The following is a 22,072-nucleotide window of genomic DNA, read 5'->3' on the forward strand; positions in this document are numbered from 1 at the left end:
ATTATTAATTGAGTTATTTATGAATACGTTATATTAAATATACTAAACCTTATTGATGTTTATTATTAATAGAAATACTATTTGAAATTAATTTTTTTGAAAAGGCTTCTACCTCAATGATACCTTCTTTTTTGGTTGACTGTATAAATAATACTGCCTTACCATTGTGTGTGGTTATTTTATTAGATTTATGTGGTTGTATATTCATTTCCCAACCATTATCAATTCCTATATTTTTTGCAGGACCATCGATCTTAAAATCAATTTCAATATCCTTATCAGTAACTAAGTGACCGGCTCCATCTAAAAGTTGAAGCGTTATAACATTAACATCATAACCACTATTTTGCATTACTTTTTTATTTGAAGTCAATTCAATTTTTGATATATCACTAGTGGTATTTAATTCATAATTGGCAACTTCAACACCATTATTAAATCCTTTTACCGATAGTTTCCCTTCCCGAAAAGGAACTTGCCACTTAATAATATTATCCTCAGAAAAATCGGAACGTTTCTGTTTTCCTAGTGAATGATTATTTAAAAATAATTCAGCTTCGTCACAATTGGTATAGGTTTGAACAATAATTGATTCATTAGGTGAATAGTTCCATTTAGAATAGACTTTATACCATTCCCATAAACGTAAATTCCCCCATAAAGGTGGCTTTTTTAACTGCATATCAAACTCCCAACCCGTTTGATCCGAAAATGAAAATTCCGATGCTGTTTCAGGTGTAGTTACCAAGTAGACTTTAGGTGTGTCATTCCATATACACTCAAAAAAATGGCCCCTTGGATTTTTAAATCCAGCAAAATCAAATAAGGAAATATTTAAGCCTTTTCGTGGCCAAGGACCAGCCTCTCCCAAATAAGCAAAACCAGTCCAAATAAAAATTCCGGCAACAAAATCGCGCTCCACACAATTTTTCCATTCCGAATAAGCTCCCCAATTTTCAGAACCTACAATTTTCAAATCTGGATAGGCTTTATGTGCTACATCATATTCTACTGCTCGGTAATTAAATCCATATACATCCACTGCAGCACCATAACCACTTGCTAAACCAATAGAGGGATGTACACTACCACTAGTAACAGGCCTGGTCGTATCTATTTCTTTAACCCAATAATTCAATTTATTGGCATAAGTAACTAATGGATCCTTCTTAGCTTTTAAATTTTTAGCAAAAACTTTTTTTATAATTAATGAATCATAAATTGGTGTATGGCGAAAGTATTCTTGCTTAGCATTAACATCATTATACGTTTTGGTGTAATGCGGATAAGTCCATTCAATTTCATTGCCTATACTCCACATAATTACAGATGGATGATTAAAGTCTCTTTTAATTAAATCCTTCAAATCCTTTTCTGCCCACTTATCAAAATGAGTAGGGTATGCTTTTGTAGCTTCTGCTGTAGCAGCATTATCACCTAAATATACTTTACTTTTAGCTTTAGGAATATTCCATTCATCAAAAGCCTCATTAATAACTAAAATACCTAATTCGTCACACACCTCTAGTAATTCTTCTGCATGTGGATTATGTGATAAACGAACAGCATTAACTCCTATTTCTTTGAGTTTTTGTATACGATATTCCCAAATAGCTTTGGGAACTGCAGCTCCAAGTGCACCTGCATCATGATGCAAGTTCACTCCTTTTAATTTCATTTTTTTTCCATTCAATGAAAAGCCTGTATCGGCATCAAAATTAAAATAGCGAACTCCAAATCTTACTGTTACTTCATCTACTTTAGTTGAATTAGCATACAAGCTTACCTTTAAATTATACAAATACGGATTATTGATAGACCATAAATGAGGTTTTTGTATTTCTAATGTTGTTAAGAATTCATTTACAGCACCTTCTTTTTCGGTTATTAATTCATGGTCTGAAGCACTTAAAATCTGATACTTCAACCTTAAGTTCTCTTTTTTAGAAACAGTACTATTGTTTACTTGTGTATTTACAGTAATACGAGTCAACAGTGGCTCAACCTTGTTCGTTATTATTTGAACTCCCCACTGTTTAATGTGTAACGAATTAGTTTTTAATAATGTTACTTTTCTATACATTCCCGAACCTGTATACCAACGTGAATCTGCATAAGCAGCATGATCCACTTTTACAGCAATTACATTATTTTCATTATTATAATTTAAATAAGGGGTTAAATCATATGAAAAACCGATATAACCATTAGGTCGATATCCCAATAAAACTCCATTTATCCAAACACTTGAATTGTTATAAATACCATCAAATTTAATAACAATTCGTTTTGCTTTGTCTTTGTTTGTCAGTTTAAAACTTTTTCGATACCAACCTACCCCACCTATAACAAATCCCGTGCTACAAGCGGTGGCACCATCTTTTTTATATCCCGAATCTATACTCCAATCATGTGGTATATCTACTTTTTCCCATTTGGAATCATTATGAGCTATTAAATGAGCATTTTTTACAATTCCTAAATGGAATTTCCAATTGGCATTAAAATCAATAACCTCTCTTGTTTTTGGGGATGGCTTAGAACAGTTTATAAAAGTTAAAAGGAAACATAACTTTAACAAATAATAGAAAAAAATTTGAAAGAAATTCATCGACTTATTTTTTACCTAAGTGACTTATTTTATCAAAAAGGATAATTTAGTATAAAACTATAACAATACAGTTGATGTAAATTATACTAAATTTGCACTAAATTATATTTATTTGTCAATTCAATAGTTTTGGTATGAGTCAATCTGATCAAATTTCTGTTTCATTAGAAAAAATTACGAAACCACAACATTCTTCCTTTCATACGGGAATATATAAACAACCTTATTTTAGTGGAGCATGGCATTATCATCCAGAAATTGAGCTATTATCAATTACTGAAGGTTATGGAAAACGACTCGTTGGAGATCATGTAGATCAATTTGAACCTGATGATTTAGTGCTTTTAGGTGGTTTATTACCACATGCATGGATTCCTGATAAAAGCTTTTTAAAAGAAGGTTCTGGAAAATTTTGTGAATCCATATATGTACAATTTAATAAAGAAATTTTTGGTTCTTTTTTTGTTAGTGTTCCCGAATTAAAAGGAGTCCGTAAAGCACTTAGCTATTCGGAACGTGGGTTAAAAATTACGGGGAAACATAAGACTGAAATTAATTTTTTACTTAGAGAAATTCCTAAGCTGAATCCTTTTGATCAATTAATTCAATTATTAAAGATTTTGAATTTAATTAGCCTTTCTAATTATGAATTATTAGTTTCTGAAAATTATTTAAAGAAAAGCTTCTATTTTAAATCGAACAGAATGCTAAAAATTCATGAATTTTTGATGGAGAATTATAAAAAAGAAATCCATATTGAAACTTGTGCCGAAATAGCTAACATGACCGTTTCATCGTTTTGTAGATTCTTTAAAAATGAAACAAATACTACATTTTCAAATTATTTAAATAGTATTCGAATTGATGTTTCCAAAAAATTATTAGCAAATACCGATTATGCTATTAAAGAAATTGGTTTTGAATGTGGCTATAATTCTACGCCCTATTTTAATAAACAATTTAAAAAATTAGTGGGATACACTCCATTTCAATATCGAAAAAATCACATTCATTCAATTTAAAATCAATTAATTAAATATTAACACACCTGTAATCGATTTAAATTAAAGTCCTAAATACCAATCAATATTTTTGATGTCACATTTAAAAGAATGAAAATCAAAAGCTTAAATATAACAAGCTTTATTTGTTATTATTTTAATATGTATATGTTAATATTTAGTTCATTTTTCTAATTATAATTTGTGGCTATATTAAATTTATGTTACGCTGTTTATTAGGTGTGCATAGTAATTTGTATGACTAATTCTATTTAATATTTTTGTCTTCCAAGCCCTAATTTAAGATCATTATTTTAATGAAGACAACAATTTTATTTTCGTTTTTTTTAATTAGTACATTCACTTTCTCACAAAAATATATTGACATGACCAATCAATTATCCTATATAAAGGGAAATTTAATTATTGATGGAAACACGTTAAAAAGGGAGTACAATACTCGCGAAGAAATTATTATTACTGGAAAAAATATGAGGATCAGTAATAAATCTGGTTTTGTATTTAATAATGTGATTATTCTATTATCAGGCAGTATTGAAGTTGAAGAAGATAGTAAAATTTACCCCAAAATACTTGACAGCTATATTTTTTGTAAATATGCTGAAGGAATTGAATCCAAGAATATAATAAAGAGATCAAACTTTAATAATGTTAGTTTAGAAAAAGTTGATTATCTAAAAAAAATACAAGGTGATCCCCAAATATGGATTTATGATAGTTCAGGAAAATCTGTTTATAAAGGTTATAAAAGTAATATGACTAATATTAGCTTACCTATTTCGCGCTATGATGTAAAAGTAAAAGGAAGATCCTTTGATGAAAAAATTCTTTTTTATTAACCTGAGGCAAGCTCATAAATCTTTATTGGGTTTACTAAACAAATAGATGTTACTTATACTTATCAAAACGTCTTATAATAAGCCCTAGTGGACGATCATAGGTAAAGTAATTAGACATCCAGTCAATTATTGCTACTAATTTATTTCTAAAACCAACTAGCGAAAAAATATGTACAAACATCCATACATACCAAGCAAAAGCACCTTGAAACTTAAATTTTGGTAAGTCTACCACCGCTTTATTTCTTCCTATAGTTGCCATACATCCTTTGTCTTTATATTCAAAAGGAGTCATTTGTTTACCCTTTAACGTAGCTACTATATTTTTTGCCAATAATGCTCCTTGTTGTTGTGCTACTGGAGCAAGCATTGGTAAACCGTAAGGATTCTTTTCACTAATATGACAAGCCACATCACCTATAGCATAAATAGCATCATTTCCTATTACTTGATTGTACTCGTTTACTTTTATACGATCACCACGCACAATAGCATCGGCAGGCAGTCCATCAATTAAGGTTCCCTTTACTCCTGCTGCCCAAATAACAGTATCTGTTTTAAATTTTTCGCCGGTTTTTAAATCTAGTAAATCTCCATCATAACCTGTAACACGTGAATTCAATTTAACGTCAACTCCCATAGCCTCTAAAAATTCTAAACTTTTTGAAGAAGCCTCTTCGGACATGGACTTTAATAATCTTGAAGAAGATTGATATAGGTGTATTTTCATTTTAGACACATCTAAATCTGGAAAATCACGCGGTATTACATGTTTTTTCATTTCGGCCAAAGCTCCAGCAACTTCTATACCTGCAGGTCCACCTCCAACCACAGCAATACTAATAATTTCATCAACGGTTTCACCTTCCCATTTCACTAAGGCACGTTCTAAATTTTGAAAAATAAAACTCCTAATATCTAATGCTTCCGGTACACTTTTTAACGAGAGTAAGTGCTTTTTAGTTTCTTCGGTAAAATTGAAAAAATTCGTTTTACTACCTGTAGCAATAATTAAACGATCGTATTTTATAGTTCCTAGCGATGTTTCTAAGGCTTTTTGTTGCGCATCAATTTTAGTAACTTTTGCCATACGGAAACGAATATTTTTACACCCTCGTAAAATTCGACGAACAGGGTATGCAATACTATATGGCTCTAATCCACCTGTAGCTATTTGGTATAATAAAGGTTGAAAATTATGATAATTGTTTTCATCTAAAACTAATACATCGGTACCTTTATTTTTTAAAGCTTTTGCCATTGAAATTCCTGCAAAACCAGCACCAATAATTACAATTTGTTTATTCGCCATAATATAAAACAATCAATAACCACATTATACATGTGTGGGAAATTTATCCTGTAAAAGTAATAATTTAGGTATTATATATTTTTTACAAAAAGGTTTTTCTGGATTCTTTTTATAATAATGTTGAATTTCTGCCCTTGAAGCTTTAAACTTATTGAATTGTATAATTTTAGTGATTATTTTCCCTTCAAATTTAACTTGTAGGTTACTCATAATCGTATTTATTTGATGTTTCTGTTGATTTGTATAAAAATATACAGCAGACCGATAGGTGTCTCGGCGAGAATGATTTTTAGTACTTTGATGCGTATGCAAATGAATTTCTATCAAAGTAGCTAATGCTATAATTTGAGGATCAAATTCAATAATTATAGCTTCTGAGAAAGAAGTATAAGGATCGATAGAAGCAATATAGCCTTGATTAACTTGGGTAACACCTTTTAAAGATTCAAAAACAGCTTCGGTACACCAATGACATCCCCCACCTAAACCAATTGTTTCTAACATATTATTTTCTTAAAACCATCAATAAGCTTAAAATAAAATAATTTAGATTAATTCACCATAAAAGTGCTGAATTAGTTTCTGTATTCCAATACACACCACTTTTGAAATCACTATCAATAAAATCACAGATATTAGCTGCAGATTGTTCGGGTGTTAAATTACCGTTTATACTGTTATCTACTGCTATTGTAGTTTTTACCCATCCAGGATGTATAGATGCTATTCTAAGCGTATCTTTATACCTATTAGCTAGAATTTTAGTATACATATTTAATGCACTTTTGGACATTCGGTAAGCTACAGAATCTACTCGATTGCAATTAGATATAGCTCCCATTTCTGAAGAAATATTGATAATACAACCCTTAAAATTTATTATTTCTATTAAACTTTCTGTAAAGAAAACTGTTCCTGTAACATTTACTTGAAATGTTTTTTCAAACGAAATTTTTTCTGGATAATTCGTATCTAAATCGGGTCCAATTCCAGCATTATTGATTAACATATCTATATGCTTAAATTTTTTTAAAATCGTTACAAGTGCATTGTCAATACTAGATTGTTCTGACAGATCAAGTTTTAAAGAATAAAAATTTTTGTGCGCAATAATCTCGTTAAATTCTCCATTTCTGCTTGTTCCAATAACAACAAGGTCTTTTTTAAGCATTTTATTTGCTAAAGCAAGGCCTATCCCTTTACTTGCTCCTGTTATTAAAACTATTTTACTCATTTTAAATTAAGCATGCGTGTTTATCACGTCGATAATTGCATTTTTTGGTAAGGCACCCGATTTTCTCCAATGTGCTTTTCCTTCTTTAAATAAAATTAACGTAGGCACACTACGCACTTGGAAATTTTCGGCTAATGCTCTGTTTTTATCAATATCAATTTTAACGATTTTTATAGCATCCCCTAACTCATCTTTAACCTCTTTTAAAATGGGCATTAAGGTTTGACAAGGACCACACCATTCTCCAAAAAAATCAACCAACACAGGTGTTTTTGAATTTATAATATCTTTAAAATTACTTTTCATAGTTTACATTTATAATTAAACCCGAATTATGCATTAAAAAATCTATTACGTCTGCGATCTACTTCAAATACTATCGTAAACTGTGTTTTTTAATTTAACCATAACTGTGATATGCTGAAATTAAGAAAACACTAGTATTTATTGTATATCACAGCCTCATGACAAAGTTTCAATACATAATTCGAGTTAAATAGACGTCAAAATGTAAAATTATTTACAATTATTGACTATCCATAATAAAAAAACACGCTAACATACCCCATTAAAAAACCCATCAACAATTGTGATGGGTTTCGAAAAAACTTTAAGCGTATATGTTTAGATAACTTTTACGTTTATTGCATTTAATCCTTTACGACCTTCTGTTAATTCAAATTCAACTTCGTCGCCCTCACGAACTTCGTCAATTAAACCTGAAATGTGAACAAAATGATCTTTGTTTGAACCTTCTTCTGTAATAAATCCGAATCCTTTTGAATCGTTGAAGAATTTTACTGTTCCTTTACTCATTGTAATGTATTTTAATTATTATCTCTGGGTATTCAAAGATTGAGCCAAAATACAAAACTTTTGAATATGCTGTTACATTTTATTGAAAATTATCTAAAAAAACTGAAAATCAGTTTTAAAAATAACGATTTGTAATCTATTTCTGTCTTTTTTCTAACACACTGACAACATCTTCTAGCTTATATCCCTTAGCTTGAAGTAAAATTAAATAATGAAATAATAAATCAGCACTCTCATTTAAAAATAATGCTTCATCATTATCCTTAGCTTCAATAACTACTTCAACAGCCTCCTCACCTACTTTTTGAGCTACTTTATTGATCCCATTTGCTAATAATGAAGCTACATAACTCTTTTTAGTATCTGCTGTGGCTATTCTATCCGCAATAATGGCTTCTAAATTTGATAGAAATCCATAATTTGTCGTATTCTCTTCTGCCCAACAAGTATCTGTCCCTGTATGACACGTTGGTCCAGCTGGTGTGACCTCGACTAATAAAGTATCATTATCACAGTCATTTTTAATAGAGACTAAGTGTAAAAAATTTCCACTTTCCTCTCCTTTAGTCCATAATCTATTTTTAGTTCTACTAAAAAAAGTAACTTTATTTGTATCTACTGTTTTATCGTAGGCTTCTTTATTCATGTAGCCTAACATAAGTACTTTTCGTGTTTTTGAGTCTTGAATAATTACCGGAACTAAACCGTCATTATTTTTAGAAAAATCAATTTCCATGTATGTAGATCATATTATATTGAACAGACAAAGTTCGGTTTAATGTTACTAACCTACAAATATTACCAATTAAATTGTAATTTAATTAATATAAGAAACGCCTGAATAAGTGTTCAGGCGTTTTTTAATATTGAAATTATATCTTATTTATAGTCGATATGATAATGTTAATTGTAAATAGTGATTTACACCAGTAGCATCAAAAGTACTTGTACTATTTGTTTTTATAACATCGGTTAACCCATATGAAGCTCTTAAATCAACTCCTAAATTATCCGTAAAATAATAGCCTATACCACCAATACCTGAAAATTGAAAAATTTCATAATTCCCTGCTCTTTCCCATTCCCATATAAGAATCCCTGCCTGTGGACCAACAGAAATATGAAGATTATTAGTTATATGATAATTAAAAAGAATAGGAACTTGTAATACTCCATAATTTAATCGATCAAATGAACGCGGATTATTAGCTGCTACATTAACTGATTCTTTATTTAAAACTTGCGTTTTTTCCCCTTGTGATGAATATTGAATTTCGGGCTGTATACTAAATTTTTCAGATAAAAAATAAGTGGCAAAAAAACCTGCAGCAAAACCTATTCTAGCATCTTTATCTCCTCCAAATATACCCGAGCTATTATCATCAAAATCAATGTCACTATAATTTAATCCTAATCTAAAACCATATTTACTCTGCTGTGCTTGAATAGCAATTGATCCTAACAATAAGGAAATTAAAAGTAAAAGTATTTTTTTATTCATATCTAAAATCTTTTTAATTGTTTAAAATTTAAAACAAACTTAGGTTTTTAAAATAAAAACCATGTAAATAAACAAATTTTTAGCCCCGAAATCAGGTCTAATGTACGAAAAATCAGTTAATTACAAAATTATTTGCTGTCCTCATTATACAATGACTTTATAATTCCATCGGCTAATCCAATTTTAGGAACATAAATATGTTGGGCTTTACTCCATTTCATTGCAGATAAAAATATTTTAGCTGCTGGTACAATTACATCGGCTCTATCGTGGTTTAAATTTAGCTCCCAAACACGCTCATCATAAGTTAATGATTTTAATAATTGGTAATAAGAAACCAAATACATATAACTTAGTGGCTTACCCATACTTTTACCACTATTTTTAAAGATATTATTTATATTTCCCCCGGAACCTATCAAAGATATTTTTTCAAAATCTTTAGTGTGTATTTTTATCCATTTTTTCACCGTATCCCACTGCTCATCGGAAACTAAATTATTTAATAATCGTACTGTACCTAACTTGAAAGATTTAGACGCTTTTCTTTTCCCTTTATGATATACGGTAAATTCAGTACTTCCTCCTCCAACATCTACATATAGGTAGGAACTATCGGAACTAGTTAATTCTGTTAAGTCGGTCATGGCTATGATAGCTGCTTCATCTTTCCCATCAATAATTTCGATCTGAATATCCGATGCCTCCTTTATTTTTTTAACTACTTCTGCTCCATTTTCTGCATCACGCATTGCCGACGTAGCGCAAGCCCTAAATTTACTTACGTTATGCGTTTTCATAAGTAATTGATATGATTTCATGGCATCTATTAAACGCTCAACATTAGCTTCAGATACTTTATTTTCAACAAAAACATCTGCTCCTAAACGTATCGGCACACGCACTAAACTAGTTTTTTTAAATCGCGGATTAATTCCATCCATAGTGGTTACAGAACCAATCAATAGTCGTACTGCATTTGAACCAATATCTATGGCGCCATATTTTTTAATTTCTATCACTATACTTTAGTTTACTCTGTTTTTATAATATTCATATAAACTGATTTGAGATCTATTTTTAGGCAAATCATTTCTCACGTAAGTATTATTCTGTGTTTCATTTAAAACACGTGCCTTAACGTTATCCGTCCAACATATATTAAAAGTTTCAATCAACTCTTGTTTAATATCCTCATCATAAATAGGACAAGCTACTTCCACTCTTCGATCTATATTTCGAGTCATCCAATCGGCCGATGAAATATAAATTTTAGTATCACCTCCGTTGGCAAATATATATAAACGTGGATGTTCTAAAAATTTGTCAATAACACTAATGGCTTTTATATTTTCACTCATTCCTTTTATTCCAGGAATTAAACAACAGATTCCCCTAATTATTAAATCTATTTTAACTCCTGCATTACTGGCTTCATATAATTTATCAATCATATCATAATCACTCAGGCTATTCAATTTTAAACGAATAAAGGATGTTTTACCATCTAATGCATTCTTAATTTCTTTATCAATTAATTCGTATAATTTTTTACGGGTATAATGTGGAGAAACAATTAAATGCTTGTATCTACTTACTTTATAATTGATTTGAAAAAAATTAAATACTTTGTTTAAGTCTTTTAAAATGGCTGAATTACTCGTGAATAATGTGTAATCAGTATAAATTTTAGCTGTTGATTCATTAAAATTACCTGTGCTAATAAACCCATAACGTTTTGATTTTCCATCCTCCATACGCTCCACTAAACAGGTTTTACAATGCACTTTTAAACCAGGAACTCCAAAAATAAGGATTACTCCTTCTCGTTGTAAATTCTCGGCATATTTGATGTTATTTTCTTCATCAAAACGTGCTTGCAATTCAATTTGCACTACTACTTCCTTTCCATTTTTAGCAGCATTAATAAGTGAACTAGCTATGTGCGAAACATTTGAAAGCCTGTATATCGTTATTTTAATACTTGTTACTTTGGGGTCTAATGCAGCTTCTCTTAAAAATTTTATTAAATAGGAGAAACTTTGATAAGGGGCATATAATAAATAATCTTTTTCGGCAATGGCTTTAAAAAGACTAGAATTTAAATCTAAACCTTTTATCGAAAGCGGCTCAATAGGTTGATATGCCAAGTCTTTATGACCTAACACAGGGAATTTCATATAATCCCTACGATTATGATATCTTCCTCCTGGGATAATACTATCGGTATCTTCAATGTTCATTTTATCCATAAGGAATGTTAAGGTATCCGAATCAATAGTTTTATCGTATACAAATCGTACAGGATCACCATCTCTCCTTAATTGAACACTTTTAGATATTTTTTCAATAAAACTTTTTTTAAAGTCATTATCAATATCCAACTTCGCATCACGCGTAATTTTTATCATATGAGCAGATGCCGATGTATAATCAAAAATACTAAACAATTGATCCATACAATAGCGTATTAAATCATCTAAAAATATAATATATTCCTTACCATCCTTACCTACAGGCAGTACAACAAAACGTTCAATGGTTCTAGGGATTTCTATTAACGCATATAACTTATCTTTTTCTTCCGTTTTTGTTTCTGTACCTTCAAGTTCCATTTTTGAAGATACCGTTGCTAAGGTTAATTTTACGGCTAAATAAGCTGCGCTATCTTTTAAATGAGGAAAATCTTCTAAATCATCAAGCATAAAAGTCATTAATGCCGGACTCACTTTATTTAAAAAATAAGATCGTAAAAATACCCCTTGTTCAGCAGTGACTTCATGTTCTTTAATTACATATATATTATGATTTTGCAGCTCTTCTTGTATTTTGCGAATAATCAGTAAACTTTCAGATTGCTGTCCAATAACAATATTGGTAATTTCCTCCAATAATTGTCGCGCATCCATCCCCCGTAATGCTCGTTTACCCGATTTACCGGCGAGATCAATATGCTGTACAGTGGCATAACGCACTTTAAAAAATTCGTCCAAATTGTTAGAAAAAATTCCAATAAAGCGCAACCTTTCCAGTAATGGAACACTTTTATCCTTTGCCTCTTGTAATACACGGGCATTGAATTGCAACCAACTAATTTCTCTATTAATATATTGATAGTTATTTTTAACCATGACTTGTTACTGGAAAATAAAAAAGTTATTTAAAATCTTTCGGGAAGATATGAAATTCGGTTTTACCTTTAATTAATCCAGACCACCGATTACTTTCAAAAGTAATCGATACTGTTCCGCATGTTGGAATGTTTGCAAAAAATTGACTTCCTAAGCTATTTATTAAAATAGTAAATGCCGGATTGTGTCCAAAAATAAGTACGGTATCTAAATCATCGGGTAATTCTTTAATGAACTTACTTACTGATATTCCATTAAAGCTATATAGTTCATTTGAATAGATTACATTTTCCGTAGGAATTTGTAATGCCGATGTGATGATTTCAGCTGTTGTTTTTGCTCGTTTTGCCGTGCTTGAAAATACTTTTTGAACACTAATTTTCTTTTTTAGTAGCTCATTACTTATAATAATAGCATCATCAAATCCGCGTTCACTTAATGGTCTATCATGATCTTCAACTTGTTCTTCCCAAGATGATTTTGCGTGCCTAATAAAATATATTTTTTTCATAAAATTTACACTCGTAATTATGGGGCCAAACGTTTATGATTCCAGTTATTATTTGTTGTTTTATAAAGCATTCTATCATGTAATCTATTTGGCCTTCCTTGCCAAAACTCAATAGTTTGTGGAGCTACTACAAAACCTCCCCAATGAGGTGGTTTAGGTATTTCTTTTTCTTTATATTGATTTTCTAATTCCTTTAATCTTTGAGTGAGTATTTCTCTGGAATCGATCTCCGTACTTTGATCTGATGCCCATGCCCCTAATTGACTCCCCCTTGGTCTTGAATGGAAGTACGCTGTACTAATTTTTTCGGATTGTTTTGTAGCAATACCTTTTATAATCACCTGTCGTTCTAAATTAGGCCAAAAAAAAGAAAGACACACATTGGGATTATTTTGAATGGCTTTTCCTTTTTCGGAATTGTAATTGGTATAAAAAACAAAACCATTGGTATCAAAATGTTTTAGTAATACTACCCTACTCTTTGGGAAACCATCGGATCCTATTGAAGCAATTGTCATTGCATTGGCTTCGTCTACGCCATCAGTTTGATCTACTTCATTAAACCATTCCTTAAATAAATCTATAGGATTATCTGGTAAATTACCCTCGAGTAATGCTCCTTTTTCGTATGATTTTCGGTAGTCTGATAGATCAGAATTCATAGTTAGCTTTTCATGCAATTTAACATTTATATCAAGTTATTTTGTTAGCAATTTGTAAAAAATTACTTCCACTCAAAAACTTTTCCATCTTCGGCTAACATCGTGTTTTTAAAAATTGTTTGAGCTTCATCTTTAAACATAGAAATATTACCATACCTGGTACTGTAATGACCTAGTAGTAAATTAGTAACATTTGATTTTTTTGCCATTGTTGCAGCTTGTTTTGCCGTACTATGACCTGTAAATTCACATAAATGTTCGTGACTTTCCAAAAAAGTAGATTCATGATACAGTACCGTAGTGTCTTTAATTAATGGTATTTTTTCCTCATCGTATTTAGTATCACTACAAAAGGCATAACTTTTTCCAGGTACTGGATCAAAAGTTAACTCCGCATTTGGAATTACCTTACCCGAATCTAACCTAATGTCTTTTCCCTTTTTGATAGAATTATAATAAGCAACATCAATTCCATAATTTAATACTACACCCAAATTTAAATTTCGGTCTTTGGGCTTTTCCGTAAAAAGAAAACCATTACAATATATTCGATGTTGTAATGGAATGGTTTTAACACTAACCTTTTCATCTTCAAAAATAACTTCAGAGGTTTTAGCTTCTAATTCATGAAAATGCAACGGAAAATCTGTCCATGAATTTGAAAGTTTTAATTGTACCGTTATCATTTCTTTTATTCCCTTTGGACCATATACATGCAATGCCGCTTCACGTTTCAACATTTTAAACGTGGAAATTAAGCCTACTAAACCATAAACATGATCCCCATGGAGATGAGATATAAAAATATGCTTTATTCTAAAAAATTTGATTTTATGTTTCCTTAGCTGTACTTGTGTACCCTCACCACAATCAATTAAAAATAAATGATTGTTAATATCTAATACCTGTGAGGTTGGATTAGTAAGCATACGAGGTGTTGCCGAATAACAGCCTAAGATGGTTAATTTCATAATGATATTTAAGAGTAAAGAAAATAGAATACATAGAATAGAATAGTTACTACCAATCCAGAGGTGATATATTCATAAAACAAATACTATTTTTCAAACTATTATATCACCTCCGAATTGGTATAAGCTATTGAAAAAAGGATATATAAAATTTAAATCTTGCTTCTATTTTCTATAACCTAAGCCTCACTGATGTTGAATTCATTTAAAAGATTTTTTTTTATATGCCTAAATCTCGTTCAATTTCCTCCATTTCAATAACATCATGAGCTTCTTGTAAGGTGGGTGCTACAGTTAATGCGTCAGGAATATCTTCGTAAGGAACAGCATCAATAACTAGTACAAATGAATGATTATTTGTTTTATGCTTTTCTGATAAAAGCGCAAATTCTTTTAAATCACTAGCTTTTAAAGAAGCCAAAGAGAAAAGATTAATTACTAAATTGTTATTACTAAATTCATCGTAAACTTCATTTAAACGAGAAACAAACTTAGCTAAAGTTAATTTTTCTTGAGTAATTACGGTTGTGCTTTTAATATGTTCTATAATCATAATTATTTGATTTTAGAAGCCAATAGATAAATCACAGCCATACGAATGGCAACGCCATTTTGAACTTGATCTAATATAATGGCTTGGTTAGAGTCAGCTACTTCACTTGTTATTTCGACACCACGGTTTATGGGACCTGGGTGCATGATTACTATTTCTTTATTTAAACTATTCAACAGGGATTTTGTTACTCCATACTGCTGCGTGTATTCTCTAGTCGAAGGAAAATAAGATATTTCCATACGTTCATTTTGTACTCGAAGCATGTTGGCAACATCACACCATTCTAAGGCCTTTTTTAGATTCGTTTCTACTTTTACCCCTAAACTATCAATATATTTAGGAATTAAGGTTTTGGGACCGCATACCATTACTTCAGCTCCTTGTAACTGTAATGCATAAATATTAGATAGCGCCACACGTGAATGCAAAATATCTCCTACAATAACTACTTTTTTACCAGTTACATCACCTAATTTTTCTCTTATTGAGTAAGAATCCAACAAGGCCTGAGTAGGATGTTCATGAGCCCCATCACCTGCATTCACAATTGATGCATCAATATGTTTAGATAAAAATACACCAGCACCAGGATTGGGATGTCTCATCACCACCATATCCACTTTCATAGCTAAAATATTATTCACCGTATCAATCAGAGTTTCCCCTTTTTTAACAGAAGATGATGCTGCAGAAAAATTGACAACATCGGCTGAAAGTCTTTTTTCTGCTAATTCAAATGAAAGTCTGGTACGTGTACTATTTTCAAAAAACAAATTGGCAATGGTAATATCACGTAGTGATGGTACTTTTTTAATAGGTCTATTAATCACCTCTTTAAAATGATCGGCAGTTTCAAAAATAAGCTGTATATCTTTTTCATTGATATACTTTATTCCTAATAAGTGATTTACACTTAATTCGCTCATACAACTATTATTTTATCAGATAAACTACGTCTTCTCCTTGATTTTCCTTCCAGTTCACTTTTACACGTTCTTCATTTATAGCGTCTACTTGCCTTCCTCTGTAATTAGGTTGAATAGGTAAGTGTCTACTAAAACGCCTATCAATTAAAGTCAACAACTCAACTTCAGCTGGCCTACCAAATGATTGTATGGCGGTTAATGCTGCCCTTATGCTTCTACCAGTATACAACACATCATCAATAAAAACAACACGTTTATCTTCGACTACAAAGTCGATGGTTGTTTTATTGGCTTCTAAGTGTTGTGAACTCCTTCTAAAATCATCTCTAAAAAAAGTAATGTCAAGCAAACCTAATTTTAAATCTTCAATTCCATATTCTTTAACAAGGATTTGCTTTAAACGTTCTGCAACAAAACTACCTCGTGGTTGTAAACCTACAAGAACGGTGTCTTTAAAATGAGTATGATTTTCAATAAGTTGACAAGCCAAACGATGTAATATAATGTTTACCTCTTTTCCAGTAAGTAGTACTTTTTGACTCATAAATAAGAATGTGTTTCCAAATCTGGACTTACACAAAAATAGTTAAAAAGTTACTTTAATACTATGACAACTTTAAATTTTGCTAATAAAAAACATTCAAAAGGACAATTATACTTTTTTAAGTACATCAAAAAGTTGCGCTACATTATTTGATCTGCGAATTTTACCTGTATTGGTTTCTATAAAATTTTCAAGAAAATAAATTTCTTTTGGAACCTCATATTTATCCAACGTATCTAGGTTATTGATTTTAAAAAAATAAGTATCAATAGTATAGGCTTCATTTACATTTTCGATAATTAGAATTAATTTCTCCCCCAATTTAGCATCTTCGCGCGAAGTGATAAAAAAACGTTCTCTAATTATTAGTTGTAGTTTTTTTTCAATTTGTTCGGGATGTAATTTTACCCCTCCACTATTGATCACATTATCAAAACGACCTTTCCAAAAGAATTTTTTAAAGGTTAGCAAATCAACAATATCATTGGTTATAATAGTTTCAGTACTCAACATAGGAGCTTTTATTACCAAGCAATTTCGCTCATCAGTTGACAAAACTACTTGTGGTAAAGCTTTAAAGTAACAATCCTTATTTTCTTTCTTTTTTGAATTTACTCTACGTACAGCAACATGGGTTACTGTTTCGGTCATGCCATAGGTCTCATAAATTTTGGTGTGTAAGCCCTGTACAAGCACTATTAAGTGTTCGGGTATAGCCCCGCCTCCGACAATTAACTTCTTTAATAAATGTAATCGATTTATAGAATTATCTAATTGCAAGGGTACCATAGCACAAAAATCGTACTGTTTATACAAATCATCTAAAGGATTTGATTTTGGGGCTACTACATCCAATTTCCACCCTAAAACCATAGCGCGTACTAGCATCATTTTACCAGCAATATACTTTGCCGATAAACATAATAATGCATTTGACTCTTCGGGCATTTTAAAAAAAGTACCCGTAGCCTTAGCACTATTAATCATTTGATTTTTATGAATTTCTATCTTTTTAGGAACACCTGTAGATCCAGAGGTTTTAACTTCAATAGTAGCGGAATCATCTAACCAATCTAATAAAAAATCACCAATTTCAACTTCAAACTCCTCACCTGTTCTTACTAAATGATGCGCATAAGATTCTAACGTAATTTTAGAATACGATTTATTATTCAACAAAAAAGAGGGATGCAGATCTGGTGTTATAAATTTATCTTCAATAAACATATGTTAAAAATAGCTTTTGCAAATTTTATAATTGTGAAATTTGAAAAAAATTATTGTTATCAAAATGTAAAAACACTTAATTCTAACTATTTATCTGCATCTTTATAATTTTCCAAATAATTTGGTTTTCCAATTATTCCAATGATAACGTTTAGCAAAAACAAAAATGAATATTGGATACAATACCAATACAGGAGTAAGTATTTCCAAACCTACCGAAGGTTCTGAGATATCTTTTAATACCGAATTGGTTTGCAATACGGACCAATCCGAGGTAACCAATAATGCAGTAACCAAATTATTTGCTGCATGGAAACCCAAGGCCAATTCCATACCTTCATCCATAAGCGTAATAACACCTAAAAACAAGCCAGTTCCAATGTAAAATACCATAGTGATGTATCCCAACTCTCTCACTTCAGGATTAGCCAAATGCATGGCTCCAAAAATGATTGAGGTTAATATTAAAGGAAAAAATCGATTATTTGAAAATTTAGCCAACCCTTGCATTAAATAGCCTCTAAAAATAAGTTCTTCAACACTGGTTTGAATAGGCAGTAATGCTACAGCTATAACAAATAGCCCTAAAAATTTAGGTAAATTAAAATTCCATTCAAAATCTTGAGGAGATGCTTTATAACCTATAAATGTGGTTACACAGACAAATATTGCTAGTAATCCAAAAGAAAAAAAAGCGCGCTTCCAATCTATTTTTTTGCGACTTGTTACCAAGGTTACAAAATCCTGCTTGTGCACTTTTTTCACCACTAGGATAATCCCCAAAAGGGTGATTACAAACATTAATAACATTAAAAACAAGGTGGTGTTCGAATCAAAAATAAAATACAATTGATCCTGAACTGTATCTTGAAGTTCGTCCACCCCTAATTTAGCTACCCAAGCTAATGTAATTGGAGCCTGTCCTATAAAATAAAATGCTGCAATGATTATAAAACCTAAAATATACCTCCAAAATTCGGTTCTTGGAAAAGTTTTTACTTGTGTTAAAAACATTATTTACTTGAAATTAAATTAGCTATTCCTTTGTATTAAAAATACCATTTTCACCACAAAAAAGTTTCGAAAGAAACTTACTTTATACACTAGTTATCAAGAATTGTTTGATCCCATGTTTTTTCGGTATCATAAAAAATAGTTCCATTTTTAACAGTTAATGGACTATCTATATTATTGGTATACAAGCCACCAGTTCCTAAACCTTGTGGTAATGAATTAGTAAGCGTATACGTAAATTGAGAAATCGCATTTAAGCCTACATTACTTTCCAAAGCGCTGGTAATCCACCAATCAATCATATGTGCTGTTGCAATAGAAATCCAATCCTTACTTCCTTTAAAACCTCCTACTAAGCTTGGCTTTAATATAATATACTGAGGCTTAATTTTTTCTATTAATTCTTGCTTAGCTTCCGTATCAAATACACCTATTAATTCCTCGTCTAAAGCAATTGGCAAAGGGGTTCTTAAACATAAATCGGACATTTTATCGTGTTGATTTACTGCAATAGGTTGCTCAATGCTATGTAATTTAAATTTGCTCAGTATTGCTAGCTTTTGTAAAGCTTCCGCTGAAGAAAAGGCGCCATTAGCATCTACTCTTATTTCAATTTCTTTTTCCGAAAATTGAGAGCGAATGAATTTCAATAACAACACTTCGGACTCAAAATCAATAGCACCTATTTTAAGTTTAATACAATTAAAACCTTGTTCAAGCTTTTCTAAAATTTGCTGTTTCATAAAATCCTTATCCCCCATCCAAACCAATCCATTTATCGAAATTGGAGCCTTACTTTTTGTAAAATCTGACGGAAATAATTCAAATGGAGTTTGAGCATTTAGTGATAAAAATGCTTGCTCAACACCAAATTGAATACTCGGAAATTCTCGTAATTCAGAATACAACTTATCCTTTCCTAAATGGATATGTTGACAAACCCATTGTAGCTTAGTTTCATAATCAGGTCGATCGTCAATACTCAAAGTTCTTAAAATACCACACTCCCCTATACCGATCTTAGCTTCTTGCGTAAGCTTAATAAACCAAGTCTCCTTTGTTTTTAATACCCCTCTGGAGGTACCACTAGGTCTTTTAAATTCTAATATGTGCTTAAAACAAGTTGCTTTCATGTAATAAAAAGGGATCTAATTAAACTAGATTATGACCAAATTAATAGGCTTAAACTAAATAATAAGGCTAAACTAAAGGTAGTTAAAGCTACTTTTTTAAGTTCGGGATCTAATGTTACTGGAGCTGTTGTTTGTTGAACAAAACGCAAGTGTTTTATGAGTGGAGCAAAACAAACGATGTAAATCCAATGACTAATTTCGGTAGCTGTTAAAAAAGTATATACTAGCATACTTAACATTGCAATGATCACTATACTGTAATGGTATTTTTTAGCTTTAGCAAAGCCCATACTAACTACAAGAGTATTTTTACCCACTTCTTGATCATTTTCTCGATCTCGCATATTATTCAAATTAAGTACAGCGGTACTTAACAAGCCTATACTAATAGCGGGCATCCATAATGGCCAATAAATTTGTTTGGCGTATAAAAAATAACTTCCCATTACACTCAACAATCCAAAAAATAAAAACACAAAAATATCACCAAAACCACTATACCCATATGCAGATTTACCAACGGTATATTTAATAGCTGCTGCAATAGAGGCCAAACCCAATACTACAAATAGTATGGAATAACCGATTTCGCTATTTTTAAACGCGGCATAAATTAGAATTAAGGCAGCTATCAGGGTAATTACAGCAGTTATTATGATTCCCTTTTTCATGGCGCTGATAGAAATAGCACCCGTTTGTAAAGCTCTTTTCGGACCTATACGACCCTCATTATCTGTTCCTTTTACACCATCACCATAGTCATTTGCAAAATTAGATAACACTTGTAAACCTATAGTGGTTACAATAGCTCCAATAAAAATAGATGTATTAAATAATCCTTGAAAAGCAGCTACAGCAGAACCTACAATAATTCCCGAAACCGAAAGCGGAAGCGTTCGTAATCGGGCTGCTTGTAACCAGGATGTAATGTTTATGTTCATTTAGTTGTTGATTTTTGGCTTTTGGCAAATAATAAACGATACTCAATTAAGTATTTATTATAAATTACTTGTTGCTACTAACTAATTTAATATCTGCACCAATAATTCTTTTAAAATATCACCTTGTGCTAAGGGGCTTGCCCCTACTCCTTTACTTTTAACATCAGCAGCTCTTATTTTTTCGATAATATAGCTCACTTTTCGCATGGGATAATTTCTGGCAGCTGAGATATAATCTTTTACAAAAAATTTATTCACCTTTAATTGCGAGGCAGCATAAGCTTCACTTTTGTCTGTTAAACCATGATACTGCATCACTTTAGAAAAGTAGCTAAACAATAAAGAAACTGTAACCACCAAAGGTTTTTCTTTGGGGTTTTGAGTAAAGTAGTTACAAATTCGATGTGCTTTAATAACATCCTTAGTGCCTAAGGCTTTGGTAAGTTCAAATACATTAAAATCCTTACTAATTCCAATATTTTGCTCAATAGCTTGAGGTGTAATAGTGGTTCCAGCTGGCAAAATGAGCTGAAGTTTTTCTAATTCATTATTAATTTTACCCAAATCTGTCCCTAAAAACTCAACTAGCATATGTGCCGCTTTTGGATCAATACTAAAACCTTTCCCCGAAAGCACGCGTTGAATCCAATCTCCTACTTGATTTTCGTAAAGCTTTTTACTCTCAAAAACAAGTCCATTTTTTGCGATTATTTTAGTAATTTTTTTACGTTTATCTAACTTTTTATATTTATAACAAAAAACCAATACCGTAGTTGCTAAAGGGTTTTCGGCATAACTTTCCAGTTTATCAATGGATCTCGATAAATCCTGAGCTTCTTTAACAATAACCACCTGTCGTTCGGCCATCATCGGAAAGCGTTTTGCCATGGAAACAATATCTGGGACAGTAGTATCTTTTCCATAAACAATCGTTTGATTAAAATCACGTTCGTGTTCAGCTAAAATATTGTTTTGAATATACTCTGTAAGCCTGTCAATAAAATAGGGCTCATCCCCCATTAAAAAATAAATAGGTTTTATATTTCCAGCTTTAATATCGGTTATAATTCGTTTTGCTTCGTCCACGCTATTGATTAAAACACAAAAAACTTAAATTACTT

23 protein-coding genes are annotated in these 22,072 nt (G+C 31.1%); 2 read left to right on the plus strand and 21 right to left on the minus strand.

The genetic code is table 11. From position 1 onward, the window contains the following. Nucleotides 1-49: 49 nt before the first annotated feature. Nucleotides 50-2,611 (minus strand): glycoside hydrolase family 2 TIM barrel-domain containing protein, encoded by a 2,562-nt coding sequence (locus tag KQA_RS0206765; protein WP_010179415.1) that lies wholly within the window; start codon nt 2,609-2,611, stop codon nt 50-52. A 134-nt stretch (nt 2,612-2,745) separates the two neighbouring features. Between KQA_RS0206765 and KQA_RS0206770 the strand changes: the two genes are divergently transcribed. Next, nucleotides 2,746-3,633 carry an AraC family transcriptional regulator gene (locus tag KQA_RS0206770; RefSeq protein ID WP_010179417.1) on the plus strand — a complete coding sequence of 296 codons (888 nt, stop codon included), beginning with the start codon at nt 2,746-2,748 and terminating at the stop codon, nt 3,631-3,633. Nucleotides 3,634-3,998: 365 nt separating this feature from the next. Then, nucleotides 3,999-4,472 carry a hypothetical protein gene (locus KQA_RS0206775; protein WP_010179419.1) on the plus strand — a complete coding sequence of 158 codons (474 nt, stop codon included), beginning with the start codon at nt 3,999-4,001 and terminating at the stop codon, nt 4,470-4,472. A 49-nt stretch (nt 4,473-4,521) separates the two neighbouring features. Here the strand turns inward: KQA_RS0206775 and KQA_RS0206780 are convergent, their stop codons facing one another. The 20 genes from KQA_RS0206780 to holA form a co-directional block, all read right to left on the minus strand. Then, complete coding sequence (locus KQA_RS0206780) at nt 4,522-5,784, minus strand: NAD(P)/FAD-dependent oxidoreductase (protein ID WP_010179421.1); 1,263 nt, start codon at nt 5,782-5,784, stop codon at nt 4,522-4,524. A gap of 24 nt (nt 5,785-5,808) precedes the next feature. Next, entirely contained in the window at nt 5,809-6,288 is a 480-nt protein-coding gene (locus tag KQA_RS0206785; RefSeq protein WP_010179423.1) for a peptide-methionine (S)-S-oxide reductase, read from the minus strand. Nucleotides 6,289-6,340: 52 nt separating this feature from the next. Beyond that, on the minus strand, nt 6,341-7,018 hold the full coding sequence (locus KQA_RS0206790) for an SDR family NAD(P)-dependent oxidoreductase (protein WP_010179425.1): 678 nt from the start codon (nt 7,016-7,018) through the stop codon (nt 6,341-6,343). A gap of 6 nt (nt 7,019-7,024) precedes the next feature. Continuing rightward, complete coding sequence (gene trxA / locus KQA_RS0206795; RefSeq protein WP_010179427.1) at nt 7,025-7,324, minus strand: thioredoxin; 300 nt, start codon at nt 7,322-7,324, stop codon at nt 7,025-7,027. Between the two features lie 318 nt (nt 7,325-7,642). Then, nucleotides 7,643-7,834, minus strand: a complete 192-nt coding sequence (locus KQA_RS0206800; protein WP_010179430.1) for a cold-shock protein — start codon at nt 7,832-7,834, stop codon at nt 7,643-7,645. A gap of 136 nt (nt 7,835-7,970) precedes the next feature. After that, the gene (gene hisIE / locus KQA_RS0206805) at nt 7,971-8,570 is read right to left on the minus strand and encodes a bifunctional phosphoribosyl-AMP cyclohydrolase/phosphoribosyl-ATP diphosphatase HisIE (RefSeq protein WP_010179432.1); all 600 of its coding nucleotides are present in this window, start codon (nt 8,568-8,570) and stop codon (nt 7,971-7,973) included. Between the two features lie 147 nt (nt 8,571-8,717). Then, nucleotides 8,718-9,335 (minus strand): porin family protein, encoded by a 618-nt coding sequence (locus tag KQA_RS0206810; RefSeq protein ID WP_010179433.1) that lies wholly within the window; start codon nt 9,333-9,335, stop codon nt 8,718-8,720. 128 nt (nt 9,336-9,463) lie between these two features. Continuing rightward, a complete protein-coding gene (locus tag KQA_RS0206815; protein ID WP_010179436.1) occupies nt 9,464-10,357 on the minus strand; it encodes a Ppx/GppA phosphatase family protein in 894 nt (297 codons plus the stop codon). A 6-nt stretch (nt 10,358-10,363) separates the two neighbouring features. After that, nucleotides 10,364-12,466, minus strand: coding sequence for a polyphosphate kinase 1 (gene ppk1 / locus KQA_RS0206820; protein ID WP_010179438.1), 2,103 nt, complete (start codon nt 12,464-12,466; stop codon nt 10,364-10,366). A 25-nt stretch (nt 12,467-12,491) separates the two neighbouring features. After that, nucleotides 12,492-12,977, minus strand: coding sequence for a SixA phosphatase family protein (locus KQA_RS0206825; RefSeq protein ID WP_010179440.1), 486 nt, complete (start codon nt 12,975-12,977; stop codon nt 12,492-12,494). A gap of 17 nt (nt 12,978-12,994) precedes the next feature. After that, the gene (gene pdxH / locus KQA_RS0206830) at nt 12,995-13,639 is read right to left on the minus strand and encodes a pyridoxamine 5'-phosphate oxidase (RefSeq protein WP_010179442.1); all 645 of its coding nucleotides are present in this window, start codon (nt 13,637-13,639) and stop codon (nt 12,995-12,997) included. Between the two features lie 62 nt (nt 13,640-13,701). After that, nucleotides 13,702-14,610, minus strand: coding sequence for a ribonuclease Z (locus tag KQA_RS0206835; protein WP_010179443.1), 909 nt, complete (start codon nt 14,608-14,610; stop codon nt 13,702-13,704). A gap of 220 nt (nt 14,611-14,830) precedes the next feature. Continuing rightward, complete coding sequence (locus KQA_RS0206840; protein ID WP_010179446.1) at nt 14,831-15,163, minus strand: hypothetical protein; 333 nt, start codon at nt 15,161-15,163, stop codon at nt 14,831-14,833. Between the two features lie 2 nt (nt 15,164-15,165). Then, nucleotides 15,166-16,092, minus strand: coding sequence for an aspartate carbamoyltransferase catalytic subunit (locus KQA_RS0206845; protein ID WP_010179448.1), 927 nt, complete (start codon nt 16,090-16,092; stop codon nt 15,166-15,168). 7 nt (nt 16,093-16,099) lie between these two features. Continuing rightward, entirely contained in the window at nt 16,100-16,636 is a 537-nt protein-coding gene (gene pyrR / locus KQA_RS0206850) for a bifunctional pyr operon transcriptional regulator/uracil phosphoribosyltransferase PyrR (protein ID WP_010179450.1), read from the minus strand. A gap of 108 nt (nt 16,637-16,744) precedes the next feature. Beyond that, entirely contained in the window at nt 16,745-17,863 is a 1,119-nt protein-coding gene (locus tag KQA_RS0206855) for an AMP-binding protein (protein WP_010179452.1), read from the minus strand. A gap of 102 nt (nt 17,864-17,965) precedes the next feature. Beyond that, nucleotides 17,966-18,877, minus strand: coding sequence for a CPBP family intramembrane glutamic endopeptidase (locus KQA_RS0206865; RefSeq protein ID WP_010179453.1), 912 nt, complete (start codon nt 18,875-18,877; stop codon nt 17,966-17,968). Nucleotides 18,878-18,966: 89 nt separating this feature from the next. Further along, on the minus strand, nt 18,967-20,010 hold the full coding sequence (locus KQA_RS0206870) for an o-succinylbenzoate synthase (RefSeq protein WP_010179456.1): 1,044 nt from the start codon (nt 20,008-20,010) through the stop codon (nt 18,967-18,969). 29 nt (nt 20,011-20,039) lie between these two features. Further along, on the minus strand, nt 20,040-20,951 hold the full coding sequence (locus KQA_RS0206875; protein WP_010179458.1) for a 1,4-dihydroxy-2-naphthoate polyprenyltransferase: 912 nt from the start codon (nt 20,949-20,951) through the stop codon (nt 20,040-20,042). An 81-nt stretch (nt 20,952-21,032) separates the two neighbouring features. Then, on the minus strand, nt 21,033-22,037 hold the full coding sequence (holA, locus tag KQA_RS0206880) for a DNA polymerase III subunit delta (RefSeq protein ID WP_010179460.1): 1,005 nt from the start codon (nt 22,035-22,037) through the stop codon (nt 21,033-21,035). Nucleotides 22,038-22,072: the final 35 nt, after the last annotated feature.

It is taken from the genome of Aquimarina agarilytica ZC1, from assembly GCF_000255455.1.
In the GTDB taxonomy this organism is placed as follows: domain Bacteria; phylum Bacteroidota; class Bacteroidia; order Flavobacteriales; family Flavobacteriaceae; genus Aquimarina; species Aquimarina agarilytica.